Genomic DNA, 26212 nt, shown 5'->3' with positions numbered 1-26212 from the left:
TACCGACTGCGGACCCCCGTGCCGTCTGCGGCGTCCGCACACGGGCGCCCGTGTCAGAATCGGGACATGTTCGCCCACCTGTCCCCCGACCGGCTGCGACGGCGCCACCTGGCCCTGTCCACCCTGGTGCTCTCCCTGTTGGGGCTGGCGGTGTGGACCTGGCTGGTGCTGGGAACCGGCCTGCTCGACGGGTTCGACCGGTGGGCCGAGCGCCGCTGGATCACCCCCGATGGTGCCGCCGCAGAGGTCTGGTCGGCCATCGCCGTGGTGACGATGCCGGGCGTGCTGGCTGCCTGCTTGTGCGTGGTGGCGCTGTGGGCCTGGCGGCGCCGGCTGCGCAACCTGGCGATGGCGCTGGTGGGCTCGGTGGCGCTGGCCTGGCTCTCCTTCACGGTGCTCAAGCTGCTGGTGGGCCGCCCCCGCCCCGCGCCGGTGATGGACGTCATCACCCAGCACGGCTCCTCCTATCCCAGCGGGCACATGACCATGGCCACCACCGTCGCCCTGATGGCTGCGGCCGCCACGACCACCACCCGGCAGCCCGCCGACAGCCGCCTGCTGTGGCGGGCGGTCGGCGTGATCCTGGTCATGGTGGTGGCGATCGACCGCGTCGTGATGTCGGCGCACTGGCCCAGCGACGTGGTGGCGGGGCTGCTGCTCGGCGTGGTCTGCGCCAGCCTGGCCTGCCTGGTCTGCCGGGTGCACGTGCTGCCGCTTCCGGCCCGGCACCTGCTCGACGGCCGCACCCGGACCTGCGCGGTGATCTGGAACCCGTCGAAGGTGCTCGACCCGGCCAGCTTCCGTCGCACCCTGGAGTGGGAGCTCGACCGTCGTGGCTGGGGCGACGCGCTCTGGCTGCAGACCAAGCGTGACGACCCGGGTTATGCGATGGCCCAGGAGGCGATCTCCCGCGATGTCGACCTGGTGGTGGTGGCCGGCGGCGACGGAACGGTGCGCGTGGTGTGCTCCGAGCTGGCCAATTCCGGCATCCCGCTGGGCATCATCCCGGCCGGCACCGGAAACCTGCTGGCCAGGAACCTGGGCATCCCGCTCGACGAGGTGGCAGCGGCCGCCGTCGCCTTCAACGGCAAGCCGCGCGCGATCGACCTGGTGCGGGTGCGTGTCGACGACCCGGTGGAGGCCGACGGCACCGAACGGTACGTCCACTTCGCCGTCATGGCAGGGATCGGCACCGACGCGCGGATCATGGAGAAGACCCGGCCGGAGCTGAAGAAGGTCGTCGGCTCGGCCGCCTACTTCCTGGCCGCCGCCCGCGAGGTGGCCTCGGAGCCGATGGAGCTCACCTTCACCGTCGACGACGGCGAGCCGCAGCACCGCCGCGCGACGATGGCGGTGGTGGGCAATGTGGGCATGCTGCAGGGCGGCATCCAGCTGATGCCGCGGGCCAATGCCAGCGACGGCCTGCTGGACCTGATCGTCGCCTCGCCGCGCAGCTATGTGGACATGGCCACCATGACCGCGAAGGTCCTGGGGCGAGTCGCCAGTGACGTGGACCGCGTGGACCAGGTGCAGGCGCGCAAGGTGCGCCTGGAGGTGGCGGAGAAGATGCCCTACGAGCTCGACGGCGACACCGAGGGCCACACGACGGTCTTCGAGGCCGAGGTCGCAGCCGGCGCCCTGCTGCTGATGCAGGAGTGAACCCCCGCCGTGGAGTGTGTGGCCCAGCCCCCGATGTCGAGGACTGGGCCACACACTTCGCTGCACTCGACGTGCGTGTCGTGTCAGGCGGAGATGATGCTCCAGTCCTGACGCCTGGCCCACTGGTCGAAGGTGGTCATCTGCAGGCCGAACTCCTCGGCGAGCTCGGGGCGGGCGGGGTAGCCGACGCGGTCGTCCCACTGGTGGCCCCAGGCGGAGGGGGCGCCCAGCTTCTCGGCGCGGTCCTCGGAGGAGACCTGGGCGGCCTGGACGTCCTTGCCGGAGGCAGCGGAGATGGTCTCGGCAATCTCCTTCCAGGTGCGCACGTCACCGGCCAGCTCGATCTGGGCGCCGTCGAAGCGCTCCGGATCGGCGATGGCGGCCGCGACGCCGGCGCCCAGGTCCTCGGCGCAGATCATGGCCATGGGGGTGTCGATGGGGGCGCCGAGCAGGAGCTTGCCCTCGAGGAGCTTGGGGAACTGGACGTTGAGCCGCGGCAGCAGGAAGTCCTCCATGTAGAGCGCGGGACGGAAGATGGTCCAGTGCTCGATGCCGGAGTCACGCACGACCTGCTCGGCGGCCTCCTTCTGGTCCCAGTAGTCCTTCATCAGCGGGTCGATTTCGGTGATCTCGGGGTGCTGGTCGCGCCAGCCGGCGGCCGAGACGGAGGTGTGCACGAGGTGGGTGACGCCGGCCTGCTTGGCGGCGGTGGCAAGGTTGCGGGCCTGGCGCTCCTCGGAGCCGGGATCGGCCGGGTTCACGCCGGGCATCTGCACGCTGAAGACGGCGTCCTGGCCCTGGGTGGCGGCCTCCAAGGATGCCTGGTCGTCGAGGTCTCCGACGGCCAGCGCGACGCCCTGCTCGACCAGTGCCTTGGCGGCGGGAGAGTCGGGATTGCGCACGAAGCCCGTCACGTGGTGGCCAGCGGCCAGCAAGGGCCTGGACGACGCCGCCGCCCTGCATTCCGGTGGCGCCGGTGACGAGCACCTTCTTCGGGGAGGTGGTCATGGGGATTCCTCGATTCCATTGGGAACCGGTGGCCTGCTCCGACCACGGGGACAACACGAGACTGCAGCGTCTCGTGTTGTCTGGGTATTCCCACGCCGAAGGCCCAATTCCTCGACGTCGGGGCCCGACTCAGCGCGCCGCGCCCGCTGGCACCAGCGGGAGGAGCACGTCGTCGACCAGACGGGTGATCCCCTCGACGCCCAGCAGGCCGCCGGTCAGCTCCTCCTGCATCACCAGCAGCGCGACCACCGCCGGGACCTCCAACCGCCCCGGCCCGAGCACTGCGGCCACCTGGCCGGCGTCGAGCTCACCGCGCTCCCCCGCCGCCACCAGGCACCGCCCGATGGCCTCGCGCTGGGCGGCGATGTAGCGCTCGCGCAGGGTGTCGGCCACCTCGTGGTGGGTGACGGCCACCGCACCCAGGATCGCCTGGAAGCAGCGGTGGTCGGGTTGCTGGCAGGCAGAGCTGTGCACCAGTGCGGCCACCAGGTCCTCGCGCAGCGAACCCGAAGCGGGCTCCGGCGGAGGCGTCGGCACCATGATGCTCTCCAGGGCATCGGCCACCAGGTCCTCCCGGGAGGCCCAGCGCCGGTAGACCGTCGCCTTACCCACCCCGGCCCGTGCCGCAATGGCGGCCATGGTGAGATCCGCATAGCCGGACTCGACGATCAGGTCCAGCGCCGCCTCGATGATCCGCACGTCACGCCCGGCATCCCTGGCCGGGCCCGACGAGCCGCCCGGGCGCTGCCGTGCTGTGGAGGTGGGGGTCCGGGCCATGCGCTCGACCGTACCGCACGGCCGTGGCGACGGTTGTCGCCTCACACCGCGGCCCGAACCCCACCCGGCTCAGGGGCGCAGCAGCACCTTGGTGGCGGTGCGCTCGTCCATCGCCGTGTAGGCCTCGGCCACCTTCTCCAGCGGCAGCTCCAGGTCGAAGACCTTGCCGGGCTGGATCCTGCGGTCGAGCACCAGCTGCAGCAGGTGCTCCAGGTAGTTGCGCACCGGCGCGACGCCGCCGTGGACGCCCTGGTTCTTCCAGAACATCTGGGTGATGTCCATGTCGCCGTGGGGAACACCGACGACGCCCACCATGCCGCCGGGACGCAGGCACTCGACGGCCTGCGTGCGCGCGTCCTCGGTGCCGACGCACTCCAGCACCACGTCGGCGCCGATGCCCTCGGTGAGCTCCTGAACCTTCTTCACGCCCTCCTCGCCGCGCTCCGCGACGATGTCGGTGGCGCCGAAGTCCTTGGCGATCTGCTGGCGGTCGGCGTGGCGGCTCATGGCGATGACGCGCTCGGCGCCCAGCTCGACGCTGGCCAGCACCGCGGACAGGCCGACGGCGCCGTCGCCGACCACGGCCACGGTCTTGCCGGGGCCGACCCCGCCGCTGACGGCGGCATGCCAGCCGGTGCACATCACGTCGGACAGGGCCAGCAGGTGCGGGATGAGGTCCTCGTCGGGCTGTCCGGGGGTGGCCAGCAGGGTGCCGTCGGCCTGCGGGATGCGGATCCTTTCGGCCTGGCAGCCGTCGTAGCCACCGCCGTTGAGGCAGTTGGCGTGGGCGCCCTTGCGGCACACCGGGCAGGTGTTGTCGCTGTAGGTGAAGCCGCCGACGACGAAGTCGCCGACCTTCACGCTGCTCACCTCGTCACCCACCTGCTCGACGATGCCGACGTACTCGTGGCCGATCGGGGTGGGCCTATCGACCTCCGAGATGCCGCGGTAGCGCCACAGGTCCGAGCCGCACACGCAGGTGGCCACGGTGCGGATGACGGCATCGGTGGGCTCGACGATCGTCGGGTCCTCCCGCTCCTCGAAGCGGACGTCGTTGGCGCCGTGGATGACTGCTCCATACATGGTTCTGCTCACTTTCTGCGGACGCGTGGTCCGCCGTCCCCGGGACGCAGGGGTCCGTCCTTGACCCCTTCACACATCTTCCCCCAGCAAGGGGAGCCAGGTACACCGGCTGAGATCCCGACCCTGGCGCCGCGTGTGTTCGGCACATGCCCTACGATGGCACCATCCCCTCGGGGAACCAGGATTGTTACTCGCCACGTCGCGAGGCAAGACCCGGAGCACTTCATCGTGCTCCGGGTCTTTTCGTTTTCCTGGGTGTTCTCTCGGCAGTTCCCAGAACAGGAAGGTCCGGCAATGGCGTCGGTTGACTACAAGGACACCGCGGCTCGAATCCTCGAGCTCGTTGGTGGCGAGAAGAATGTGGCGAGTGCGACGCACTGTGCCACGCGGCTGCGGCTCAAGCTGCGCGACGAGTCCCTGGCGGACGACAAGGCCGTCGAGAAGGTGCCCGGCGTCATCACCGCGATGAAGGCCGGCGGCCAGTACCAGGTGGTGGTGGGCAACAACGTTCCCAAGGTCTATGCCGCCCTCGGCTAGATGGCCAAGCTCACCGGCGAAACGGCCGCCGAGGAGGACACCGGCCCCAAGGGCAACCTGCTCAACCAGTTCATCCAGCTGATCAGCTCGATCTTCCTGCCGGTGCTGTGGCCGCTGTCGGGTGCGGGCCTGTTCAAGGCCGGACTGGCCGCCGCGACCACCTTCAAGTGGATCAGCACCACCAGCACCACCTACATCATCCTGAACGCCGCCGCCGATGCGCTGTTCAACTTCCTGCCGATCTTCCTGGCCGTCACCGCCGCCAAGCGCTTCAAGGCCAACCAGTTCACCGCCATGGCGATCGCCGGCGCACTGGTCTACCCGACGATCATCGCGCTCAACGTGCCGGGCCAGAAGGTCGAGTTCTTCGGCATCCCGGTGGTGATGATGAGCTACGTCAGCTCCGTGCTGCCCATCGTGATCGGCGTGTGGCTGCAGAGCTACCTGGAGCGTGGCCTCAACCGCGTCCTGCCCGACTGGCTGCGCAACTTCATGACCCCGCTGCTGACGATCGCCATCATGGTGCCGCTGATCCTCATCACCGTCGGCCCGGTCACCACCATTGCCGCCCAGGGCGTCTCGACGGGCGTCAACTGGCTCTTCGCCACTGCCCCGTGGGCGGCCGGTGCCGTGATGGGTGGCCTGTGGCAGGTCTTCGTGCTCTTCGGCCTGCACTGGGGCCTGGTGCCGATCATGCTCAACGACCTCTCCACCCCGGGCTACACCCTGCTCGGCGGCCCGATCCCGCCCGCCGTGCTCGCCCAGGCCGCCGCCGCACTGGCCGTCGCCCTGCGCACCCGCAGCGCCAAGCGCCGCGACATCGCCACCGCCGGTTCGCTGTCGGGCTTCGTGGCCGGCGTCACCGAGCCGGTCATCTACGGCGTGAACCTTCCGCTGAAGCTGCCCTTCTACGCCGGCATCGCCGGTGGCGCGGTGGGTGGCACGATCGCCGCCCTGGGTGGCAGCGCCAACAACCAGTTCGTCTTCCCCAGCCTGCTGGGCCTGCCCGCCTACATGCAGCACGGCAACTTCACCATGCAGCTCATCGGCTGCGCCACCGCCGTGGCCATCGCCTTCGGCATCACCCTGGTCGCGATGGACCGCGAGCAGCCCGACGAGGTGGCCGACGTGCTGCCCGACCCGGTCGTCGACGAGGCCGAGCCCGGCACCGATCCGGCCGCCGTGGCCCCCACCCCCGTGGCCACCGGCGTCGTCACCCTCGGCTCGCCGGTCGCCGGCCAGCTGGTCGCCCTCGACCAGGTGCCCGACAAGGTCTTCGCCTCCGGCGCGATGGGCTCCGGCTTCGGCGTGGTGCCTGCGAACGGCACCGTCGTCGCCCCCTGCGACGGCACGGTGATGGTCTCGATGAAGTCCGGCCACGCCTTCGGCCTGCGCGCCGACAACGGCGCCGAGGTGCTCGTCCACGTGGGCATCGACACGGTGCAGATGAAGGGCGACGGCTTCGCCCCCGTCGTCACCAAGGGTGAGCGCGTCACCAAGGGCCAGACGCTGTGCACCGTCGACCTCGACAAGGTCGCGGCTGCCGGCTACGACGCCACCACCATCGTCGTGGTCACCAACACCGCCAAGATGACCGAGGTCATCCCCGCCGCGCTGGGCCACGTCCCGGCAGGCGGCGATGCCTGCGTCGTCACTTCCTGACCACCCTTCACAAGATCTGCAGATTGAGGAGAATCGAGACATGACAACACCATTCCCCGAAGGTTTCCTGTGGGGCGGCGCCCTGGCCGCCAACCAGTACGAGGGCGCCTACGACGTCGACGGCAAGGGCCTGAGCATCCAGGACGTGATGCCCAAGGGCATCGCCGCCCCGCCCACCGAGGAGCCCACCCCCGACAACCTGAAGCTCGAGGGCATCGACTTCTACCACCGCTATGCCGAGGACATCGCCCTGTTCGCCGAGATGGGCTTCAAGGTCTTCCGCTTCTCGATCGGCTGGAGCCGAATCTTCCCCAATGGCGACGAGTCCGAGCCCAATGAGGCCGGCCTGGCCTTCTACGACCGGGTGCTCGACGAGTGCGAGAAGCACGGCATCGAGCCGCTGGTGACGCTGAGCCACTACGAGACCCCGCTGCACCTGGCCAAGACCTATGACGGCTGGGTGGACCGTCGCCTGATCGGCTTCTACGAGAACTTCGCCCGCACCTGCTTCGAGCGCTACGGCAAGCGGGTCAAGTACTGGCTGACCTTCAACGAGATCAACTCGGTGCTGCACGCCCCGCTGATGTCCGGCGGCATCTGGACGCCCAAGGAGCAGCTCTCGCAGCAGCAGCTCTACCAGGCCATCCACCACGAGCTGGTGGCCTCCGCCTCGGCCACCCGCATCGCCCACGAGATCGACCCCGAGCTGCAGGTGGGCTGCATGATCATCGCGATGCCCGTCTACCCGCTCACCCCTGACCCGGCCGACGTGCTGGCCGGCAGGATGATCGACCGCGACAACTACGCCTTCGGCGACGTGCACTGCCGCGGCACCTACCCCGGCTACTTCCTGCGCAAGCTGGCCCAGCTGGGCGTGGAGCTGGAGATCACCGACTCCGACCGCGAGACGCTGAAGCACACCGTCGACTTCGTCAGCTTCAGCTACTACGTCAGCATCTGCGCCTCTGCCGACCCGACGGTGGAGAAGGGCCCGGGCAACATCTTCGCCGGCGTCCCGAACCCGACCCTTCCCGCCTCCGAGTGGGGCTGGCAGATCGACCCGGTGGGCCTGCGGCTGGTGCTCAACGACTACTGGGACCGCTGGCAGAAGCCGCTGTTCATCGTCGAGAACGGGCTGGGCGCCAAGGACGAACTGGTCGAGAAGGATGGCGTGAAGACGGTCGAGGACGACTACCGGATCCAGTACCTCAATGACCACCTGGTCCAGGTGCGCGAGGCCATCGCCGACGGCGTGAACCTGCTCGGCTACACCTGGTGGGGCCCGATCGACGTGGTGAGCGCCTCGACCGCGCAGCTGTCCAAGCGCTACGGCTTCATCTACGTCGACCGCAATGACGACGGCACCGGCACGCTGGAGCGCTACAGGAAGAAGTCCTTCGACTTCTACAAGCAGGTCATCGCCAGCAATGGCGCCAGCCTGACCTGACGGCGGACCGGTCGAACCGGCACGGGACGGCCGAACCTGTCACGGATCCCTGGCAGGTCGGCCCCGTCACCAGTCCAGCAGCACGAACGGAGGTGGGGCGATGGAGCTCCTGCGGGTCTTCAACAACAACGTGGTGCTCGCCCGCGCCGCCTCGGGCGACGAGGTGGTGCTCACCGGGCGTGGCCTGGGCTTCCAGGCAAGGCCGGGCCAGCTGGTCGACGAGTCAAAGGTGGTGCACACCTTCGTGCCCGACGCCGGACGCAATGCCGACAACTTCGCGGCGCTGCTGGCGGCCATCCCACCCGAACACCTCGACCTGGCGGCCCGGGCACTCGACGCCGTGCGGGGCGACCTGCCGCAGGGCTACCCGTCGAGCACCCTGGTGGCGCTGGCCGACCACCTGAGCTTCGCCATCAAGCGCGCCCGCAGCGGCATCGAGGTGGACTACCCGCTGCGCGCCGAGGTGGCCCACCTGTACCCGCAGGAGATCGCGACGGCCGAGCGGCTGCTGGAGCGCGTCAATGCCGAGCTCGACCAGCCCCTCCACCCGGACGAGGCGATGCCGGTCGCGCTGCACCTGGTCAATGCCTCCTTCAACGGTGGAGACCTGTCGAAGACCTACCAGATGACCGGCGTCTTCAACCAGGTCTTCGACATCATCGAGTCGGCCATGGATGCCCCGCTGGACCGCAACTCGGTCAACAGCGCCCGCTTCATCACCCACCTGCGCTACTTCTTCGTGCGCGCCCATGCCGGCGAGCAGCTGCACGACGACCTCTCCCCACTGAGCGCCAGCATCGAACAGACCTATCCCGACGCCGCCCGCTCCGCCCGCCGGGTCGCCGAGATCCTGGAACTGCGACTCGGCGCGCCGGTGACCCACAGCGAGACCACCTACCTGGCCATGCACATCGCACGCCTCGCCTCCGCCGAACGCCCCGGCGGCTCGTCCTTGCCCGAGGAGAACCATGACTGAACCCAAGATCCTGCTGCTCGACGTCGACGGCACCTTGGTGCGCCATGACACCTCACTGCCCGCGAGCGCCGCCGAGGCGGTGCGGGCCGCCCGGGCCCGGGGCCATGAGGTCTTCATCTGCACCGGCCGGGCCAGGGCAGAGGTCTACGAGCACCTGTGGGAGCTGGGCCTGGACGGCATGATCGGCGGCAACGGCTCCTACATCGAGCACCGCGGCGAGGTGGTGCACCACCAGGTGCTCGCCGTCGACGTGGTGGAACAGGCCATCGCCTGGCTGCAGGACAAGGGCCTGGCCTTCTACCTGGAGTGCAATTCCGGGCTCTTCGGCAGTGAGGACCTGCCGGAGCAGGCGGCCGAACGGCTCGGCCAGACCCCCGACTTCGTCCGCGGCACCTTCCCCGAGATGGTCCACGACACCTCCCGCGGCCACGACGACGTCAACAAGATCAGCTTCGTGCTGCCGCGCGGCATGGAGCTCGACGAGCTGCACCGGCTCTTCGACGGCCGCGCCCACATCGACTCCTGGACCGCCACCGGCGTCGAGGACGAGTTCGGCGAGATCGGCCAGCTCGGCGTCGACAAGGCCAAGGGGGTCCGGATCCTGGCCGAGCGGCTGGGCCGCGAGACCTCCGACCTGATCGGCTTCGGCGACGCCCGCAGCGACATCCCGCTGCTGCAGGCCTGCGGCACCGGCGTCGCCATGGGCCAGGCCCCCGACGAGCTCAAGGCACTGGCCGACCTGGTGACCGACCACGTCGACCACGACGGCCTGGCCAAGGCCTTCCAGGAGCTCGGGCTCGTCTGACCCCCCACCCACGAACCACCCAATCCCCACCCCAGAAGGAGAAGGACAATGGAGTACACCAAGCTTGGCCGAAGCGGCCTGGAGGTCTCGCGCCTGTGCCTGGGCACGATGGGCTTCGGCACGCCCGGCGAATGGATCCACGACTGGGTCATCGACGAGCAGGCCAGCCGCGAGGTGGTCAAGACGGCGCTGGATGCCGGGATCAACTTCTTCGACACCGCCGACGTCTACTCCCAGGGCGGCAGCGAGCGCATCCTCGGCAAGCACCTCAAGGACATGGCCAGGCGCGACGAGATCGTCCTGGCCACCAAGGTGAACGGCCGGATGCACGAAGGCCCCAATGGCGAGGGCCTGTCGCGCAAGCACATCATGAGCGCCATCGACGCCAGCCTGGAGCGCCTGGGCACCGACTACGTCGACCTCTACATCATCCACCGCTGGGACTACACCACCCCGATCGAGGAGACGATGGAGGCGCTCAACGACGTGGTGCGCTCCGGCAAGGCGCGCTACATCGGCGCCTCGGCGATGTTCGCCTGGCAGTTCCTGGAGGCCCTGCACGTCAGCGAGAAGCACGGCTGGTCAAAATTCATCAGCATGCAGGACCATTACAACCTGCTCTACCGCGAGGAGGAGCGCGAGATGCTTCCGCTGTGCCGGGCCAAGGGCATCGGCGTCACCCCCTACTCGCCGCTGGCCGCGGGCCGTCTGGCCCGTGACTGGGACTCCACCTCGGAGCGCGCCAAGAGCGACTTCGTCGCCCGCCAGAAGTACGACGCCACCGAGCAGACCGACCGCAGGATCGTCGACGCGATGGGCCAGGTGGCCGAGGCTCACGGCGTGCCGCGCGCCCAGGTGGCGCTGGCCTGGCTGCTGGCGCAGGAGCCGGTGGCCTCGCCACTGATCGGCGCCACCAGGACCAGCCACATCACCTCGGCCCTGCCCGCCCTCGAACTGGAGCTCAGCGACGACGACAAGGCCCTGCTCGAGGAGCACTACGTGCCGCACGCGGTGGTCGGCGCCGCCTGAGGCTGTGATGGAGTGTGTGTCCCAGCCCTCGACGTCGAGGGCTGCGACACACGCTCCACGGCCCCATGGGCCGGTTCGACCCGTGAGGAGACCTCCCGTGCGCATCCTTCGTCCCAGCGACCACACCGAGATGCCCTGGCGCAATGGCGGCGGCACCACATTGGAGGTGGCGTGATTTCCTGCCACCGCTGGGATGGACGACTTCGACTGGCGGATGAGCTTCGCCCGGGTCGACCAGGGCGGGCCGTTCTCCGCCTTCCCCGGCATCGACCGGGTGATCCTGCTGCTGCGCGGCGGACGGATGGTGCTCACCGCACACGGCACCGACGGCGACGAGGTGCTCGACCTGGGCTGCTTCGAGCCCTGGGCCTTCGCCGGGGAAGTGCCGGTGACCAGCCAGATCATCGAGCCGAGCCTGGACTGCAACGTGATGACCCACCGTGGGGTGCTCACCAGCCAGGTCGAGGTGCGCCACCTGGACGGTGAACTCCGCCTCGGTCCGGCGGCGGGGCGGCGCATGGTCGTCGTCCTCGACGGCCACCCCACCGTCGCTGGCGAACAACTGGGCGCACTCGACGTCGCCGACCTCGACCAGGACCACGGACCCGTGCACCTGGCCGGCAGCGGCGCCGTGCTCGCCGACGTCGTCCTCACCCCCGCCGACTAGGCTCGATGCCATGTACGTCGCCGACCACTTCCGCCTTCCCGACGAGCACGTGCGCCAGCTGCTGCGCACCGCCCGGGCGGGGAACCTGGTCACGGTGCACGAGGACGGGCCGGATGCGACGCTGGCGCCCTTCTTCCTCGACGAGCAGCGCAACCGGCTGGTGACGCACCTGGTGCGCAACAACCCGCAGGCGCTGCGTCCGACGACCGGTCCGGCGATGGTGGTGCTGGATGTGGCCGACGCCTATGTCTCACCTCGCTGGTATGCGACCCATGACGCGCTTCCGACCGTGCCCACCTGGGACTACATCACCATCCACGTCTGGGGCCGGTTGCACCTCGACACCAGCCCCGAGGCGGCGCTGCGGGCAGCCCGCACCCTCACCGACCACTTCGAGGCTGACGTCCTCGACGAGGTCGGCGAGCAGAAGCTGGCGCGGATGGCCAAGGCGATCGTGGCCGTCGAGGTGGAGGTGGAGCGCGTCGAGGCGAAGGCGAAGATGAGCCAGAACAGGCATCCCGACGACATTCGGTCCCTGGCCGAAGCCCTGGAGACCCAGGGCGAGCAGGCCTTGGTGGACTACCTGCGCACCGTCAGCCTGCCGCACGCCCAGGCGCGGCACGCCTTGGTCAGCGAACTGCGCGGCGGCCGGGCCCTCGACACCCGCATCAGCTCGCGCGACTGAGGATTCAGAGGCCGCGGAAACTCGCCCGTCGGCTCAGGCATTCGCCTCGCACCAGGCCTTGAAGGTGCCCATCGAGTTCTCGGTGTTGCGTTCGAAGGCCTTCTGCCCGTCGGGCCCCATGCCCTCGGCCATGCCGGGCGGCAGGTGGAAGACGTGCTCGGCACTCCACAGGGTTCCGCCGTCGTTGTCGGTGAAGGTGTTGAGCGCCTCATTGCGCACCGGGCCGATCAGGTGCACCAGGTCGTAGTGCTCGTCGTCCAGACGGATGACCTTCTCGACGAGCTTCCCGTCACCGGGCATCCCATCGAAGCGCAGCTCGCTGACCGATCCGGGGCGGCCCCGCTTCCCCTCGACGGCCCGGTAGCTGACCAGACCGGGCATCCACTCGGCGGCACGGTCGCCGTCGGTCATCAGCTCAAGCACCCGGGCGCGGGGCGCTGCGATCTGGATCTGGCAGGTGTAGCGCATCAGGACTCCTTGGGGGTGCGCAGGCCCGCCATCCAGGCGGCGGCAGCGCGGTGGTCGCTGTCGGTGGCACCGGCGGGCACGCGGGTCTTGACCCGATCGGCCCGGGCATAGGAGCCCAGGTAGACCACCTTCTTGCAGGTGCGGTGCAGGCCCTGCATCGCCTCGGCCATCCGGGCATCGTCCAGGTGCCCGTCGGCGTCGATCGAGAAGCAGTACTGGCCCAGGGTTGTCTTGGTGGGGCGCGACTCAATGCGGCTCAGGTTCACCCCGCGCACCGTGAACTGGTCGAGGATCTCCTGCAGCGAGCCGGGATGGTCCTCGTGCATGTAGGCCACCAGGGTGGTCTTGTCGGCGCCGGTGCGCTCGGGCAGGCTGCCGGGCCGGGCGACGAGCACGAAGCGGGTGACGGCGGCCTGGTTGTCGGCGATGCCCGTGGCCAGCGCCTCCAGCCCGTACATCTGGCCGGCGACCTCGGCGCAGATCGCGGCGTCGTGACGCGAGTCGGGATTGGCCACCTCCACCGCACCGGCGGCCGTCGAGCCGCCCTCGGTCATGACGCTGGCATGTGGGATGTGCTCGCCCAGCCAGTCGCGGGTCTGGTTGTAGGCGTGCGGATGGGTGACGATGCTCTTGACCTGCTCCAGCGTGGTTCCCGGGCGGGCGTAGAGGCCGAACTGCACCGGCAGCAGCACCTCGCGCACGATCACCAGGTCCTCGCCGCTGGCCAAGTTGTCGAGGGTGGCGGAGACCCCGCCCTCCATGGAGTTCTCGATCGGCACCAGCGCCGCACGCACCTCGAGGCGACGCACCGCGTCGAGGGCGACGGCCACCGTCGCGAAGGGCTGGGTGGGTTCGTCCCCGCTGACCTGCAGCAGCGCCTGGTGGGTGAAGGTGCCGGCCGGGCCGAAGTATCCGAGCATGGGCTGAGTCTAGGGCGCAGCCACCGTCACCGGCCGTGTCCGTCCTTCGGCTGACACCACGGGGCGGCTGCGCCCCCTAGCGTGGGGACCATGACAGCAGCCCGGCGCCCCGCCATCAGTACCCGCATGGTCCAGTGGGTCGGGCGTCGATGGACCCACTGGCTGGTCGCGGTCACCTGCTGGTTCGCCGGTCTGGTCCTCTGGGGTGCCACCTGGGCCACCGACTATCCCGACGTCGACGCCCTCCCCCAGCCCCTGCAGGACAAGGTGCTCACCTGGATGGTGCTGGACCTCGCCGTGGGACTACTGACCTGCCTCCTGCTGCCCCTGGTCACACAGGTGCGACAGCCCACCCAGCGCTCCGCGATCCTGTGCATGCTGCTGTTGGCAGTGGCCGGGCCGTCGGTGTGGGCGCTGCCGGCCGCGATGGTGATGCTCGTGGTCGTCGGCGCCTGGCTGGTGCCGGGCTGGATCGTGGCGGCGCTGCTCGTGACGCTCACCTCCAGTCTGGTGGTCACACACTTCACCCCCTCCCCACAGGAGATCGGCCTGCTGGAGCTGACCCTCGCCAGCCTCGGGATCCTCGCCGTCCCCGTCCTGTTCGGCCGGGTGCTGGGCAACCGCCGCTCGCTGATGGTCGCCTACCGGGAGCGTGCCGAAGCCGCCGAGCGGGAACGTGACCAGACCGTGGCCCGAGTACGCGCCGAGGAGCGGCAGGCGATCGCCCGCGACATGCACGACGGGCTCTCACACCGACTCTCGCTGGTCTCGCTGCACGCCGGCGCCCTGGCCTACCGCGACGACCTCGACCCCGAGCAGGTGCGCGAATCGGCCGCGACGATCCAGGCCAATGTGCACGCCGCCGCCGAGGAGCTGCGCCAGACGCTGACCGTGCTGCGCACGTCCGACGACGCGCCACGGCCTCGCGGCATCGACCAGGTTGACGCGATCGTCGCCGAGGCGCGGGCGCGCGGCAGCAGGATCAACCTGGAGGTGGACCCCGGGCTGGAGCTCGAAGCCCTGCCCGCCCTGGCCTCGGTGGCCCTGGCGCGCACCGTGGCCGAGGGGCTGGCCAATGCCGTCAAACATGCCCCGGCCAGCCCGGTGGAGGTGGCCGTGCGCGACCGGGACGGGGGTGTCCTGGTGCAGGTCACCACACAACTCGCCCACTCCGAGGCGCAGTCGCTGCCGGGCGGTTTCGGCCTGGTGGGGCTGCAGGAGCGTCTTGCTGCAGCCCAGGGCTGGGTGCGCGCCGAGGCCGGGCAGAGCGAGTTCACTCTGCGAGCATGGGTGCCATGGTGAACCAGACCGTGGTGAAGCTGCTCCTGGTCGACGACGAGGCCCTGGTGCGGGCGGGTCTGCGGATGCTGCTGGACGGCTCCCGGGGCATCACCGTCGTCGGGGAGGCCGGCGACGGCCTGGCCGCGGTGCAGGCCGTCGAGGCGCTTCGTCCCGACGTCGTGCTGCTCGACATCCGCATGCCCGGCATGGACGGGATCGAGGCGGTGCACCGGATCAGCGCCCTGCCCAAGGCCCCCGCCGTGGTGATGCTGACGGCCTTCGACACCGAGGCCTTCGTCGCGCAGGCCCTCGACGGGGGTGCCCACGGCTTCCTGCTCAAGAGCTCCCCGCCCGACGAGCTGGTGCAGGCCGTCCTGGGAGCGGCCTCGGGCCAGATGCGCTTCAGCCCCGAGGTGCTGCAGCGGATCGTCGCCCTCGCCTCGCGGGCGGCGGTGCCAGCCGGGCCGGACGTCACAGAGACCTTCAGCGAGCGCGAGGCGGAGGTGGCCCGGGCCGTCGCCCAGGGCCTGACCAATGCCGAGATCGCCGAGCAGCTCTTCCTCTCGCTGGCGACGGTGAAGACCTACCTGAACCGTCTGTTCGACAAGACGGGGGCGACGAACCGGGTGCAGTTGGCCCTCCTGGTGGAGAGGGCGCGCCAGAACCGTCACTGAGGGGCGTCCTCGCGGCGCTCGGGGGACGTTCGCGCTCGGGTCTCCTGGCCTCGCTCGGGTCTCCTGGCCTCGCTCGTGTTGCAACCCGAGCGGGAGCAAGGAACCCGAGCGGGAACTAGGGCCCACGGCACCAGAGCCCACGGCACAGGGGCCACGGCACCAGGACGCAGAACCCAGGACCCCGGGAAGAAGCTCGCCATGGCCGGGAACTTTCCGGGCCCGCCGCACGACTACTGGGGTGACACCATCCATTTAGTCCTCGGGAGAGCCATGTTCACCCTCAGCGCCGTGCCGGTGAAGTTCATCGGCCTGCTGATCCTGTTCTGCTTCACCACCGCCTACGAACTGTTGCGCACGGTGCGCTCCCGGACGGTGACGGGCGGGGTCTCGGCCGGCCTGCACCTGCTGATGAGCGTCATCATGCTGGCGATGGTGCCGAAGAGCTGGTGGAAGCCCTTGCAGCAGGTGCTGCCGATGCCGGTGACGATCGTGCTGATGGCGGTGGGCCTGGTGTGGTTCTGCTGGCTGACCTTCCGGGCCCATCCCGGTCATCGGATGCATCCGCTGGGTTGCGCCATGATGTTCGCCGCGATGGTCTGGCACCTGGAGGCCATGCAGGTGATGCACTCGATGATGAGCCATTCCACCGGCAACCACATGGAGATGAGCTCCGGCGGGCCGACAGCCACCCCCGCCATGAACCACAGCGGGATGGACCACAGCGGGATGGACCACGGCAGCATGGGCCACGACATGGGGCATGCCTCGGCCAGCCCCTCACCGATGGCGGGCATGGACCACGGCAGCATGGGCCACGACATGGCCGCCGGGCATGACGTCATGTGGTGGTTCGCCATCATCGGCCTTCCTCTGATGGTCTGGCTGCTCTACGCCGCCGTGAAGGGCCTGGTCACCGCGATCCGCGAGCCCGAGCACCGCATGGTGGGCCTGGCCGACTTCGCCATGAACTTCGGCATGTTTTGGATGAGCACCGGGCTGCTGGTGCCCGTGCTGCCCTTCTTCTCGGCGCTGGCCTTCTAGTCCGCGGCGCCCTCGTCCACAAACCACATCGAGGGCCGTCGATGGTGCAGATGCCGCAGCGAGCACCGCTCTGGATGTGGTTTGTGGACCGCTGCCCCCAGTCCCAGCCCGATCGGGACCGCTGGCTACTTGAGCAGCTTGCTCATCCGCCGGTCGGCGAGCTTCCGGCCGCCGGTCTGGCAGCCGGGGCAGTACTGCAGTGAGGAGTCGGCGAAGCTCACCTCGGCGATCGTCGTCCCGCACACCGGGCAGGCCTCGCCGGTGCGCCCATGGACCCGCAGGTGGGAGCGCTTGTCGTCCTTGAGCTCGCCGGCGGCCAGCCCTGAAGCCCGCTCCACCGCCTCACGCAGGGTCTGTCGCACCGCCTCGTACAACCCGGCCCTGCCCTGGTCGTCGAGGGAATTGGCGGGCGCGAAGGGACTCAACCGGGCGGCGTGCAGGATCTCGTCGGAGTAGGCATTGCCGATGCCGGCGATGGTCTGCTGACTGCGCAGCACCCCCTTGAGCTGGGAGCGCCCGGCCGCGTCGAGGACGGCGCCGAAGACCTCTGGCGTGAACTCATCCGACAGCGGATCCGGCCCCAGGCTGGCAATCCGCTCCACCTGCTGTGGGTCGGTGACCACGTGGATGGCCAGGCTGCGCTGGGTGCCGGCCTCGGTGAGGTCGAAGGCGGAGTCGTCGTCGAGCACCATCCGCAGCACCAGTGGCCCCTTGCCGGGGCGTGGCAGCTTCGCGGGCACCTGGTCGTGCCACTTCACCCACCCTGCCCGGGCCAGGTGGAAGCACAGGTGGATCCCCTGGGCCTCAATGTCGAGGAACTTGCCGTGGCGGCGCACCCCGTCGATCTCCAGGCCCAGCAGGGAGTCCAGCGGAGGGTCATAGGTCTTGAGGGCGCTGAAGGCCATCAACTGCGCAGCAGCCACTGCGCGCCCGCGCAGCCGCTCGTCCAGGAAGGCGCGCAGGGCCTCCACTTCGGGAAGTTCAGGCATGGCTCTCCTCCTCGATCACGTCCAGCTCCTCGGCCTCCTGCTCGACGGCCAGGGCCCGGGCCGCGGCCAACCGTTCGGCGTGCAGGGACAGCAGCGCATCCCCGGTCAGCGGGTCGTGGTTCGACGCATCGCCCCAGTCCGGTGGCGGCAGCTCCAGGGCCGAGTCCAGCCGGCTGAGGTAGCTGACCCGGTCCACCTCCACCACACCGAGGCTGGCCAGGTGGTCGGTGCGCCACTGCACGTCGAGCAGCCGTTCGGCGCCGTCGTCGAGCAGGCAGCTGACCAGCCGCACCAACGCGGTCTTGGAGGCGTCGCGCCCGTGCTCGGGGTCGTGGAACATCGACTCGCCGGCGAAGAGCCCTCCCAGGCAGACGCCGTAGAGCCCCCCGACCAGGCGGCCCTCGTCGTCCCAGGTCTCCACCGAGTGTGCCAGGCCGCGCCGGTGCAGCTCGGTGTAGACCTCGCGGATGTCGTCGTCGATCCAGCCGTCGGGCCGTGAGGGGTCGGAGCAGCGTGCCAGCACCTGCTCGAAGCAGGCATCGACAGTGGTCACCTGGCGGCGCAGGTTCTTGCGCAGGCTGCGGGTGATGCGCAACTGCTGCAGCGGCAGGATGCCGCGCTCGACCGGTGACCACCAGCCCATCTCGTCGAAGCCCGACTCGGGCAGGGGCATGGGGAACAAGCCGGAACAGTAGGCGGCGACGGCCAGGTCCTCGTCGAAGTTGGTCGTGAAGGCCACCAGGTCCTGTTCCGGCCACTGGGTCCAAGGGCCGAAGACATGGGCAAGCACATCCCTACTGTTGCACCCGCCGCCGACACTGTGCGCCGATGACGACCAACGAACCCAGCCCGGCCCACGAACCCAGCACGACCAACGGACTCAGCGCAGCTCGCGGGGCACCCACTCCACGAGCTCAGGGCCGGTGTAGACCTGCCGCGGTCGTTGGATGCGGCCGGACGGGTCCATGTTCACCTCACGCCAGTTCGCGATCCAGCCGGGCATCCGCCCGATCGCGAACATCACGGTGAACATGTTGAGCGGGATGCCGATGGCTCGCAACAGGATGCCGGAATAGAAGTCGACGTTGGGGTAGAGCTTTCGCTCCACGAAGTAGTCGTCGTGCAGGGCCACGTCCTCCAGCTCCAGCGCGATCTCGAGCAGCGGGTCGTCGATGTCGAGTGCGCGCAGCAGGTCGTCGACGGCCTCCTTGAGGATCACGGAGCGAGGGTCGCGGTTGCGGTAGACGCGGTGCCCGAAGCCCATCAGGCGCACCCCGGAACTGCGGTCCTTCACCTGGGCCACCAGGTCTGCGGCGCTGGTGCCCTCGTCGTGCAGGCGTTGCAGCATCTGCACGGTGGCCATGTTGGCGCCGCCGTGCAGCGGCCCCCACAGGGCGGCGACGCCCGCCGAGCAGGCCGTGTAGAGGTTGGCGTCGGAGCTCGCGACCATGCGCACGGTCGAGGTGGAGCAGTTCTGCTCGTGGTCGGCGTGCAGCGTGAAGAACAAGTTGAGCGCGCGGGCCACCTCGGGCACCGGCTCGTAGTCGTCGTAGGGCAGCGAGAACATCATGTGCAGCAGGTTCTCGACGTACTTGAGGTCGCGGCGCGGGTAGATGATCGGCTCGCCCTTGTGGGACTTGTAGGAGGCCGCCGCGATGGTGCGCACCTTGCTGAGCAGGTGCGCGGCCGCGACCAGGAAGCTCTCCTCGTCATTGATGCGCGGCCTGGTGTGGGTGCTCATCGCGTTGATCATCGCGTTCATGATGGCCATCGGGTGGCCGCTCTCGGGGAATGCGTCGAAGTGCTTGCCCATGTCGTTGTGCAGGGCGGAGGACTCGGTGAGCAGCTCGGAGAAGCGGTCGCGCTCGGCCTGCGTGGGGAGCTGGCCGAAGATCACCAGCCAGGCCGTCTCGACGAAGGACGACCCGTTGCGGGCCAGCTCCTCGATGGGAATGCCCCGGTAGCGCAGGATCCCCTGCTCACCGTCGATGTAGGTGATCGCGGAGCGACAGCTGGCGGTGTTGCCGAAGGCCTCGTCGAGGGTCACCAGGCCGGTGGTGGCGCGCAGGCGGCTGATGTCGATGGCCTGCTCCCCCATGGTGCCGGTGACCAATGGGAGTTCGTGGCTGACGCCGTCGACGACGAGGGTTGCGGTCTGCGCGCTGCCAGCCGGGGTTTCGGGTGTCTGGGTTCCCATGGGGTGCTCCTCCTGCTCGGATGGTCCCCATCGTGCTCCCGCCCCTGCCGCCGCGACGGCAGGACCACATGGTGGCCCTTGCGCCGACGGCGAATGAGGGAGGGTTCAGGGCAGGCATGCCCCCGTTCCGCGGCGGGCCTCCACTACGGTGGAGTGCACGATCCACGACCGCAGGAGGACGAGATGGCGACGGCGAAGGACTTCGGCAAGCAGATCCTGGCACAGGCTCCGCAACTGGCGCCGGGCGCCTCGGCGATGGTGCTGCGCAAGGCCCTGGACCTGGCCATCGACGGCGCCGGCCGCATTCCCGGTGCGAAGGCGACGGCCGCCGCCGCACTGCAGAAGCAGGGGGCGGTGGAGCCGGCGGTCAACATGATCGTCAAGCAGCACGTCGCCATGGCAGGCGCGCAGGGCTTCGTGACCAACCTCGGCGGCCTGGCGACGCTGGCGGTGAGCATCCCCGCCAATGTGACCGGCGTGGCGATCGTCCAGTGCCGCATGGTGGCGGCCATCGCCCACCTGCGCGGTTATGACATCGAGGACCCTCGGGTGCGCAGCGCCATCCTGATGTGCCTGCTCGGCGAGAACCTCGCCCAGGAGGCCGTCCAGCGCCAGGAGCTGCCCAGCTCGGCGCTGGCGATCGCAACTGCCCCCGTGCACGACCCAGCCCTGGACTCCACCATCGCCGAGAAGGTGCTGGGCTCCCTGATGGGGCAGGTGGGTGGCAAGCGCGTCTCCCTGCTGGCGGGCAAGAAGATCCCCGGCGTGGGTGGCGCGATCGGTGCAGGCACCGATGGCTGGGCCACCTGGGGCACCGGCAGCTTCGCGCGCAAGCAGTTCGTGACCCGTCGCCGCTGAGCAGCCCCCCGGGGCATCGCCGGGGCGCAGCCTCCCTCAGCCCTCGAGGTAGACCCGAGTCACCCGCGGCGAGATCCGGCACAGCACCTCATAGCTGATGGTGCCCATGATCGAGGCGAGGTCGTCGGCGGTGATCTGTTCCTGTCCTTGGCGCCCCATCAGCACGACGGGGTCGCCCACCTGCACGTCGCCCAGCTCGGGCCCCAGGTCGATCATCGTCTGGTCCATGCAGACCCGCCCCGCCACCGGGCAGCGACGCCCGCCGACCAGGGCATGGCCCACATTGGAATTGCTGCGGCTGTAGCCGTCGGCGTAGCCCACGGGGATGGTCGCGATCCACGAGCTCTCCCCCGCGGTCCAGGTGCGGCCGTAGCCGACGCTCTGGCCAGCCTCCACCTGCTTGAGGAAACTGATCCGGCTGGTCAGGCCCATCACCGGCTGCAGTTCGATGGTGTGCGGGGAGGTGGGGTCGGGGTAGTAGCCGTAGGCGATGATGCCGGGCCGCACCATCGTCATGCCTTCCAGGTCGTGGCCGAGGATCGCCCCCGAGGGGGCGGCGTGCACCAGCGGGATCGGTCCGCGCTCAGCCTCCACCGCCGTCACCAGGGCGCGGAAGTCGCCCAGCTCCTGGGCCGTCCACTGGTACTGCTCGGCGACATCGCTGACCGGGGGGTGGGTGAAGATGCCCTCGAGGAACAGGTGCGGCATGGTGTCGACCAGCCGGACCAGCTCGGTGGCGTCCTCCGGCTCGGCGCCGATGCGTCGCATTCCCGTGTCCACCTTCAGGTGCACGTTGGCGACGACCCCCAGCCCGGCCGCGACCCCCTCGGCCTGCCGGATGGTGCGCTCGTCGACGACGGTGAGGGTGACACCGGCCTGCACGGCGGCGAACAGTTCGTGCTGGAAGCAGTGGGAGAGCTTGAGGATGGGCAGGGTGATCCCACTGCGGCGCAGCTCGAGGGCCTCGGGCACGGTCGCGACCGCCAGCCGGTCGGCGCAGCCGGTCTCCTGCACGAGCTGGGCGACGGCCACCGCTCCGTGTCCGTAGGCGTCCGCCTTGACGGCCAGCGCAACCTCGCGACCGGCCGCCAGCTGGCGCACGGCCAGCAGGTTGTGGTGCAGGGCACCGAGGTCGACGGGGGCGTGGGTGGTGTACAGCACCGCAACATCATCCCACCACGGACCAAGCAGCACGGGCAAGCAGCCGCTGCCGAGCCTGGCCCGTCAGTGAGTGATGAATTTTCTCGATCCCCACAGAGAGCAGCCGGAGCCACCATGGCGCCCCCTTGAGAGCACACCCTTGCGGGTGGGAAAGGGCTGGCCCATCCCCTCATGCGGAGTTTCTGGACGGGCACCCTGCCATAATCGCGGGGTGACCTCGGCCCCCATGCGCGTAGCACTCGTCAATGACCACGAGCTCGTCCTCGCAGGCCTGCGATCCCTCCTGGCACCCTTTGGCGACCGGGTGGAGGTGGTGGACCTGCCCGTCGACGGGCACGTCACCCAGCCTGTCGACATCGCCCTGGTGGACCTCGTCGGGCAGGACCGGCGCACCGCCGAGGTGATCCGGGAGCAGCTCGCCCACCCCCTGGTGGGCGTGGTGGCGCTCTACACCTGGGGCGCCCGCGCCGAGGCCCAGTCCATCGCTCGCGCCCACGGCATCGACGCCATCATCCCCAAGTCCCTGGACGGCTGCCAGCTGTTGGCGGAACTGGACCGCGTGGCCGCCGGCCTCGCCACCACCTGGGCCACCCCCGCGGAGGTCGACGCCACCACCGAGCGCCGCGGAGGCCACGACTGGCCCGGTCGCTCTGCCGGTCTGACCATGCGCGAGGCGGAGATGATCTCGCTCATCGCGCAGGGCTACAGCAATGCCGAGATCGCCGCCCAGGCCTACCTGAGCCCCAACTCGGTGAAGTCCTACATTCGCTCGGCCTACCGCAAGATCGGAGTCAGCCGCCGCTCGCAGGCCGTCGCCTGGGGAATCGACAACGGCATGACCCCGCAGCTCCTGCGCATCCTGTGAGGGCCTGAGCGGCCACAAGGAGGCCAGGCGGCACCCCGCCCGATTTTCTCCGGAATGCTCCGGGTAGTCTCGGCAGCACTACGGAGGTGAGCCATGACCAAACGCGTCATCGTCGTCGGAGCCGGCATCACCGGACTCGTCGCAGCCCGCGAGATCGCCCGGGACCCATCGGTGGACGTCATCTGCCTGGAGGCATCCGACCACGTCGGCGGACAGGTCCACACCATCGAGGTTGACGGGGCGCAGGTCGACGTCGGCGCCGAGGCAGTCCACCTCGGGGCACCCCACGTCGCCGCCCTTGTCCGCGAGCTCGGCCTGGCCGAGTCCGTGGTGGGCGCCGCCCCCGGCAGCTCCGTGATGGCCACCCGCAAGGGCCTGCGGCCGCTGCCCGCCGGTGTCGGCCCCACCGGCCCCACCAGGATCTGGCCCGTGCTCAAGTCGGGCATCCTCAGCCCCCTCGGCCTGCTGCGCGCCGGCCTGGAGCCGCTCACCGCGCTGCGCAAGGTGGACTCCGACATCGCCGTGGGCGACTTCACCCGTGCCCGCTTCGGGCGCGAGGTCACCGACACCTTCGTCGACCCCCTGCTGGGCAACCTGCACGGCGGCGACGTCCACCGCCTCTCCCTGCGCGCCACCGCACCCCAGCTCGTCGACGACGCCTCCGCCGGGCGCTCGATGCTGCTCAAGAACCTCAAGCGCAGCAAGCCGGCCTCCCGCCTGCAGAAGGCCCCGCTGCCCGCCTTCGCCTCCTGGCCGGGCGGCTTGGCCGCCTTCACCCGGGCCCTGGCTGAGCAGAGCAGAGCCACCATCCGCACCGGCGCCCGGGTCGTCGGGCTGGAGCACGAGGGTGCGCGGTGGACGGTCATCCTCGACGGCGGGGAGCGCCTGGCCGCAGACCAGGTGCTGTTCACCACCCCGGGAGCCGTCACCGCCGACCTGCTGCGCCCCCATAGTCCCGCCACCGCCCAGCTCTACGACCGCGTGCCCACCGCCTCGGTGGCCACGGTGCTGCTCGGCTGGGACCGCGCCGCCGCCGCGAAGAGCCGCATCCTGTGTGACTTCAACGGGATCCTGCTGCCGAGCAAGCGGGTGCGCACCTTCAAGGCCGCCACCAACCTGACCCGCAAGTGGCCCGAACTCGGCTCGACACATCACCTGCTGCGCGCCTCTGTCGGGCGCGTCGACAGTTCCCTGTTCGACGAGCTCGACGATGATCGGATGACCACCCGCGTGGCCACCGAGATCTCATCCATGGCAGGGATCGACGCCGAACCCCAGGTGCGGCTGGTGTACCGCTGGCCGCATGCCATGCCCCAGCTGATGCCCGGCCACAAGGAACGTGTCGCCACCGCCCGTGAGCAGCTGGCCGCACTGGGCGGCATCGCCATCGCCGGCGCCACCGTCGACGGACTGGGCATCGGCGCCACCGTCCGCTCCGGCCAGCAGGCCGCCACCCTCGTCGCCGACGCACTCGGCGCCAGCACCGACAGCAAGGAATCCAGGTGACCACCACCCATCCGTCCGATGTCCCCACCACCGTGGGGGACGAGGCGCCCGAGCACACCCGTGCCCACCACGCCCCCGTGGTGCGCACCGTGCGCCACGACATCAACACCAAGCCCTTCATCGTCATCTGGGAGGTGACCCGGGCCTGTGCCCTGGTGTGCAAGCACTGCCGCGCCGACGCGCAGCACCGCGCCCACCCCGACCAGCTGACCACCGAGCAGGGCAAGCAGCTGCTCGACGACCTGGCCGCCTACGACAACCCCAAGCCGCTGGTCGTGTTCACCGGGGGCGACCCCTTCGAGCGTCCCGACCTGGCCGAGCTGTGCCGCTACGGCACCGAGAAGGGCCTGTCGGTCTCGCTGTCTCCCTCGGTCACCCCGCTGCTGACGCCGGAACGGCTGCACCAGATGCGCGAGGCCGGCGGCAAGGCGATGTCGATGAGCCTCGACGGCGCCACCGCCGAGACCCACGACGCCTTCCGCGGCTTCCCCGGAACCTTCGACAAGACCGTCGAGGCCGCTGCCTGGATCAATGCTGAGGGCTACCGCCTGCAGATCAACTCCACCTTCACCAAGAGCAACATCCGTGAGGCCCCCCTGTTGCTCAAGACCGTCCTGGGGATGGGTGCGAAGATGTGGTACACCTTCATGCTCGTGCCCACGGGCCGCGGTGCCGCGCTCAATGCGCTGAGCCCCGAGGAGCGCGAGGACGTGCTCAACTGGCTGCACGACATCAGCGACCGCATCGCCATCAAGACCACCGAGGCGCCGCAGTACCGCCGCATCGCGGTACAGCGCGAGCAGGCCCGCAACGGCATCCCCGTGCCCGACCAGGTGGCCCACCGCGGCGAGCTCTACCACTACCTCACCGAGGAGACCACCCGCCTGCTGGGCGCCGCCCCCGAGAAGCCCCGCCGGCCGCGCGCGCCGATGGCCGTCAACTCCGGGTCCGGTTTCGCCTTCATCGACCACTTGGGCGATGTCTACCCCAATGGCTTCCTCCCGGAGCACTGTGGCAGCGTCAAGGACCAGCCCTTCCACGAGATCTATGCCAACTCGCCGGTCTTCCAGGCGCTGCGCCGCCCCGACGAGTTCAAGGGCAAGTGCGGGGTGTGCGAGTTCAACAAGCTGTGCGGCGGGTCGCGTTCCACGTCGTACGCGATGACCGGCGACTACCTGGCCAGCGACCCCACCTGCATGTGGGTTCCCGAGGCCTGGGCCGAGCAACAGGAGAACCTGCCGCGGCGGCTGGGCTGAGGCCGGCATCACCCGCGGGGCCATTGCTCCTGCCGGCAGCCCCTCCTAGGCTCACGGGATGGAGATCATCTTCGACCTGGGTGGGGTGCTGGTCTCGGAGACCTCCCAGGTGCGCGACGCCGCCGAAGCCCTGGGCCTGGCCCCGCACCAGGTGCACGGGCCCTACTGGAGGCACCGCGACGACTGGGACCGCGGCGGCAGCGACCACGACTACTGGCAGGCCGTCGCGGGGCAGATCCCCGTCAACGAGCGTGCCGTCGAGCACCTGTCCGCCCACGACGTGACCCTGTGGACCCAGCTACGACCCGAGGCGCAGGCGATCCTGGAGGAGCTCTCGGCCACCGACCACCGCGTCTGGCTGCTGTCCAATGCCGCGGCGCGCTTCACCGAGGCCGTCGGGCACAGCGACTGGCGCTTCTTCCTCGACGGCGTCTTCATCTCCGGCGCACTCGGCGTGATGAAGCCCGATCCGGGCATCTACCAGGTGGTGGAGCAGGAACTGGGCACCGACCCCGCGGGCTTCCACTTCATCGATGACCGCCCCCGCAACCTCGAGGCAGCCGCAACCCGTGGCTGGCAGACCCACCTGTTCGTCGACGACACCGACACCCGCGAGTGGCTGGTCGGGATCGGCGCCCTGGAGGGGTGAGGATCCGAGACC

25 protein-coding genes and 1 pseudogene are annotated in these 26212 nt (G+C 69.8%); 17 read left to right on the top strand and 9 right to left on the bottom strand.

What is annotated here, in order from left to right; translation table 11 throughout:
* Positions 1-66: 66 nt before the first annotated feature.
* Positions 67-1659: a bifunctional phosphatase PAP2/diacylglycerol kinase family protein gene (locus tag ACYVKA_RS13055; protein ID WP_460706025.1), complete on the top strand. Its 1593-nt coding sequence runs from the start codon at positions 67-69 to the stop codon at positions 1657-1659.
* A gap of 83 nt (positions 1660-1742) precedes the next feature.
* Here the strand turns inward: ACYVKA_RS13055 and ACYVKA_RS13050 are convergent, their stop codons facing one another.
* From ACYVKA_RS13050 to ACYVKA_RS13040, 3 genes are all read right to left on the bottom strand, one after another.
* Positions 1743-2594 carry an NmrA family NAD(P)-binding protein gene (locus ACYVKA_RS13050; protein ID WP_460706023.1) on the bottom strand — a complete coding sequence of 284 codons (852 nt, stop codon included), beginning with the start codon at positions 2592-2594 and terminating at the stop codon, positions 1743-1745.
* A gap of 202 nt (positions 2595-2796) precedes the next feature.
* Entirely contained in the window at positions 2797-3444 is a 648-nt protein-coding gene (locus ACYVKA_RS13045) for a TetR/AcrR family transcriptional regulator (protein ID WP_460706021.1), read from the bottom strand.
* Between the two features lie 69 nt (positions 3445-3513).
* Positions 3514-4527 carry a zinc-dependent alcohol dehydrogenase family protein gene (locus ACYVKA_RS13040; RefSeq protein ID WP_460706019.1) on the bottom strand — a complete coding sequence of 338 codons (1014 nt, stop codon included), beginning with the start codon at positions 4525-4527 and terminating at the stop codon, positions 3514-3516.
* Between the two features lie 294 nt (positions 4528-4821).
* Between ACYVKA_RS13040 and ACYVKA_RS13035 the strand changes: the two genes are divergently transcribed.
* The 8 genes and pseudogenes from ACYVKA_RS13035 to ACYVKA_RS13000 all read left to right on the top strand — a co-directional run bounded on the left by ACYVKA_RS13035 (position 4822) and on the right by ACYVKA_RS13000 (position 12335).
* On the top strand, positions 4822-5064 hold the full coding sequence (locus ACYVKA_RS13035; protein WP_460706017.1) for a PTS transporter subunit EIIB: 243 nt from the start codon (positions 4822-4824) through the stop codon (positions 5062-5064).
* Complete coding sequence (locus tag ACYVKA_RS13030) at positions 5065-6726, top strand: glucose PTS transporter subunit IIA (protein WP_460706015.1); 1662 nt, start codon at positions 5065-5067, stop codon at positions 6724-6726.
* 40 nt (positions 6727-6766) lie between these two features.
* On the top strand, positions 6767-8173 hold the full coding sequence (locus ACYVKA_RS13025; RefSeq protein WP_460706013.1) for a glycoside hydrolase family 1 protein: 1407 nt from the start codon (positions 6767-6769) through the stop codon (positions 8171-8173).
* Between the two features lie 100 nt (positions 8174-8273).
* Positions 8274-9149 (top strand): PRD domain-containing protein, encoded by an 876-nt coding sequence (locus tag ACYVKA_RS13020; protein ID WP_460706011.1) that lies wholly within the window; start codon positions 8274-8276, stop codon positions 9147-9149.
* Positions 9142-9954 carry a Cof-type HAD-IIB family hydrolase gene (locus ACYVKA_RS13015; protein ID WP_460706009.1) on the top strand — a complete coding sequence of 271 codons (813 nt, stop codon included), beginning with the start codon at positions 9142-9144 and terminating at the stop codon, positions 9952-9954. Before ACYVKA_RS13020 ends, ACYVKA_RS13015 begins: the two co-directional genes overlap by 8 nt.
* Before the next feature lie 48 nt (positions 9955-10002).
* Positions 10003-10983, top strand: a complete 981-nt coding sequence (locus ACYVKA_RS13010; RefSeq protein ID WP_460706007.1) for an aldo/keto reductase — start codon at positions 10003-10005, stop codon at positions 10981-10983.
* Positions 10984-11170: 187 nt separating this feature from the next.
* Positions 11171-11650, top strand: a pseudogene (locus ACYVKA_RS13005) (HutD/Ves family protein); the annotation flags it as partial.
* Between the two features lie 10 nt (positions 11651-11660).
* Positions 11661-12335 (top strand): FMN-binding negative transcriptional regulator, encoded by a 675-nt coding sequence (locus tag ACYVKA_RS13000; protein ID WP_460706005.1) that lies wholly within the window; start codon positions 11661-11663, stop codon positions 12333-12335.
* Positions 12336-12368: 33 nt separating this feature from the next.
* Here ACYVKA_RS13000 and ACYVKA_RS12995 read toward each other — a convergent pair whose 3' ends face one another.
* Together ACYVKA_RS12995 and pheA are read right to left on the bottom strand one after the other, a co-directional pair.
* Positions 12369-12803, bottom strand: a complete 435-nt coding sequence (locus ACYVKA_RS12995; RefSeq protein WP_460706003.1) for an SRPBCC family protein — start codon at positions 12801-12803, stop codon at positions 12369-12371.
* Positions 12803-13723 carry a prephenate dehydratase gene (gene pheA / locus ACYVKA_RS12990; protein WP_460706001.1) on the bottom strand — a complete coding sequence of 307 codons (921 nt, stop codon included), beginning with the start codon at positions 13721-13723 and terminating at the stop codon, positions 12803-12805. Before pheA ends, ACYVKA_RS12995 begins: the two co-directional genes overlap by 1 nt.
* A 90-nt stretch (positions 13724-13813) precedes the next feature.
* Here pheA and ACYVKA_RS12985 point away from each other — a divergent pair, with 90 nt between their 5' ends.
* From ACYVKA_RS12985 to ACYVKA_RS12975, 3 genes are all read left to right on the top strand, one after another.
* On the top strand, positions 13814-15025 hold the full coding sequence (locus ACYVKA_RS12985; RefSeq protein ID WP_460706000.1) for a sensor histidine kinase: 1212 nt from the start codon (positions 13814-13816) through the stop codon (positions 15023-15025).
* Positions 15010-15678 carry a response regulator gene (locus ACYVKA_RS12980; protein WP_460705998.1) on the top strand — a complete coding sequence of 223 codons (669 nt, stop codon included), beginning with the start codon at positions 15010-15012 and terminating at the stop codon, positions 15676-15678. The genes ACYVKA_RS12985 and ACYVKA_RS12980 overlap by 16 nt, the downstream gene beginning before the upstream one ends.
* A gap of 270 nt (positions 15679-15948) precedes the next feature.
* Positions 15949-16719, top strand: a complete 771-nt coding sequence (locus ACYVKA_RS12975; RefSeq protein WP_460705996.1) for a hypothetical protein — start codon at positions 15949-15951, stop codon at positions 16717-16719.
* Positions 16720-16844: 125 nt separating this feature from the next.
* Here the strand turns inward: ACYVKA_RS12975 and ACYVKA_RS12970 are convergent, their stop codons facing one another.
* The 3 genes from ACYVKA_RS12970 to ACYVKA_RS12960 all read right to left on the bottom strand — a co-directional run bounded on the left by ACYVKA_RS12970 (position 16845) and on the right by ACYVKA_RS12960 (position 19905).
* The gene (locus tag ACYVKA_RS12970) at positions 16845-17708 is read right to left on the bottom strand and encodes an Fpg/Nei family DNA glycosylase (RefSeq protein WP_460705994.1); all 864 of its coding nucleotides are present in this window, start codon (positions 17706-17708) and stop codon (positions 16845-16847) included.
* On the bottom strand, positions 17701-18498 hold the full coding sequence (gene aat / locus ACYVKA_RS12965; RefSeq protein ID WP_460705992.1) for a leucyl/phenylalanyl-tRNA--protein transferase: 798 nt from the start codon (positions 18496-18498) through the stop codon (positions 17701-17703). Before aat ends, ACYVKA_RS12970 begins: the two co-directional genes overlap by 8 nt.
* A 90-nt stretch (positions 18499-18588) precedes the next feature.
* On the bottom strand, positions 18589-19905 hold the full coding sequence (locus ACYVKA_RS12960; RefSeq protein ID WP_460705990.1) for a citrate synthase: 1317 nt from the start codon (positions 19903-19905) through the stop codon (positions 18589-18591).
* A 183-nt stretch (positions 19906-20088) separates the two neighbouring features.
* Here ACYVKA_RS12960 and ACYVKA_RS12955 point away from each other — a divergent pair, with 183 nt between their 5' ends.
* Positions 20089-20763 carry an EcsC family protein gene (locus tag ACYVKA_RS12955; protein ID WP_460705988.1) on the top strand — a complete coding sequence of 225 codons (675 nt, stop codon included), beginning with the start codon at positions 20089-20091 and terminating at the stop codon, positions 20761-20763.
* Positions 20764-20799: 36 nt separating this feature from the next.
* Here the strand turns inward: ACYVKA_RS12955 and alr are convergent, their stop codons facing one another.
* Positions 20800-21924 carry an alanine racemase gene (alr, locus tag ACYVKA_RS12950; RefSeq protein ID WP_460705986.1) on the bottom strand — a complete coding sequence of 375 codons (1125 nt, stop codon included), beginning with the start codon at positions 21922-21924 and terminating at the stop codon, positions 20800-20802.
* A 211-nt stretch (positions 21925-22135) separates the two neighbouring features.
* Between alr and ACYVKA_RS12945 the strand changes: the two genes are divergently transcribed.
* The 4 genes from ACYVKA_RS12945 to ACYVKA_RS12930 all read left to right on the top strand — a co-directional run bounded on the left by ACYVKA_RS12945 (position 22136) and on the right by ACYVKA_RS12930 (position 26200).
* Positions 22136-22789, top strand: coding sequence for a LuxR C-terminal-related transcriptional regulator (locus tag ACYVKA_RS12945; RefSeq protein ID WP_460705984.1), 654 nt, complete (start codon positions 22136-22138; stop codon positions 22787-22789).
* A gap of 93 nt (positions 22790-22882) precedes the next feature.
* Positions 22883-24295 carry a protoporphyrinogen oxidase gene (gene hemG / locus ACYVKA_RS12940; RefSeq protein WP_460705982.1) on the top strand — a complete coding sequence of 471 codons (1413 nt, stop codon included), beginning with the start codon at positions 22883-22885 and terminating at the stop codon, positions 24293-24295.
* A complete protein-coding gene (locus ACYVKA_RS12935) occupies positions 24292-25551 on the top strand; it encodes a TIGR04053 family radical SAM/SPASM domain-containing protein (protein ID WP_460705980.1) in 1260 nt (419 codons plus the stop codon). The genes hemG and ACYVKA_RS12935 overlap by 4 nt, the downstream gene beginning before the upstream one ends.
* 58 nt (positions 25552-25609) lie before the next feature.
* Positions 25610-26200, top strand: a complete 591-nt coding sequence (locus ACYVKA_RS12930; protein ID WP_460705978.1) for an HAD family hydrolase — start codon at positions 25610-25612, stop codon at positions 26198-26200.
* Positions 26201-26212: the final 12 nt, after the last annotated feature.

The organism is Luteococcus sediminum, from assembly GCF_054783495.1.
The sequence above is the reverse complement of the archived record's forward strand: the minus strand, read 5'-3'. Positions and strand labels throughout refer to the sequence as shown.

Bases quoted from the DNA above. Each gene is read 5' to 3' on its own strand.
- ACYVKA_RS13035 (WP_460706017.1), top strand. From the start codon at position 4,822: ATGGCGTCGGTTGACTACAAGGACACCGCGGCTCGAATCCTCGAGCTC.
- ACYVKA_RS12985 (WP_460706000.1), top strand. From the start codon at position 13,814: ATGACAGCAGCCCGGCGCCCCGCCATCAGTACCCGCATGGTCCAGTGG.
- hemG (WP_460705982.1), top strand. From the start codon at position 22,883: ATGACCAAACGCGTCATCGTCGTCGGAGCCGGCATCACCGGACTCGTC.
- ACYVKA_RS13015 (WP_460706009.1), top strand. From the start codon at position 9,142: ATGACTGAACCCAAGATCCTGCTGCTCGACGTCGACGGCACCTTGGTG.
- ACYVKA_RS13040 (WP_460706019.1), bottom strand. From the start codon at position 4,527: ATGTATGGAGCAGTCATCCACGGCGCCAACGACGTCCGCTTCGAGGAG.
- ACYVKA_RS12975 (WP_460705996.1), top strand. From the start codon at position 15,949: ATGTTCACCCTCAGCGCCGTGCCGGTGAAGTTCATCGGCCTGCTGATC.
- ACYVKA_RS13010 (WP_460706007.1), top strand. From the start codon at position 10,003: ATGGAGTACACCAAGCTTGGCCGAAGCGGCCTGGAGGTCTCGCGCCTG.
- ACYVKA_RS12960 (WP_460705990.1), bottom strand. From the start codon at position 19,905: ATGGGAACCCAGACACCCGAAACCCCGGCTGGCAGCGCGCAGACCGCA.
- ACYVKA_RS13000 (WP_460706005.1), top strand. From the start codon at position 11,661: ATGTACGTCGCCGACCACTTCCGCCTTCCCGACGAGCACGTGCGCCAG.
- ACYVKA_RS12980 (WP_460705998.1), top strand. From the start codon at position 15,010: ATGGGTGCCATGGTGAACCAGACCGTGGTGAAGCTGCTCCTGGTCGAC.
- ACYVKA_RS12970 (WP_460705994.1), bottom strand. From the start codon at position 17,708: ATGCCTGAACTTCCCGAAGTGGAGGCCCTGCGCGCCTTCCTGGACGAG.
- ACYVKA_RS12930 (WP_460705978.1), top strand. From the start codon at position 25,610: ATGGAGATCATCTTCGACCTGGGTGGGGTGCTGGTCTCGGAGACCTCC.
- ACYVKA_RS12995 (WP_460706003.1), bottom strand. From the start codon at position 12,803: ATGCGCTACACCTGCCAGATCCAGATCGCAGCGCCCCGCGCCCGGGTG.
- ACYVKA_RS13025 (WP_460706013.1), top strand. From the start codon at position 6,767: ATGACAACACCATTCCCCGAAGGTTTCCTGTGGGGCGGCGCCCTGGCC.
- ACYVKA_RS13055 (WP_460706025.1), top strand. From the start codon at position 67: ATGTTCGCCCACCTGTCCCCCGACCGGCTGCGACGGCGCCACCTGGCC.
- ACYVKA_RS13030 (WP_460706015.1), top strand. From the start codon at position 5,065: ATGGCCAAGCTCACCGGCGAAACGGCCGCCGAGGAGGACACCGGCCCC.
- pheA (WP_460706001.1), bottom strand. From the start codon at position 13,723: ATGCTCGGATACTTCGGCCCGGCCGGCACCTTCACCCACCAGGCGCTG.
- ACYVKA_RS13020 (WP_460706011.1), top strand. From the start codon at position 8,274: ATGGAGCTCCTGCGGGTCTTCAACAACAACGTGGTGCTCGCCCGCGCC.
- ACYVKA_RS12955 (WP_460705988.1), top strand. From the start codon at position 20,089: ATGGCGACGGCGAAGGACTTCGGCAAGCAGATCCTGGCACAGGCTCCG.
- ACYVKA_RS13045 (WP_460706021.1), bottom strand. From the start codon at position 3,444: ATGGCCCGGACCCCCACCTCCACAGCACGGCAGCGCCCGGGCGGCTCG.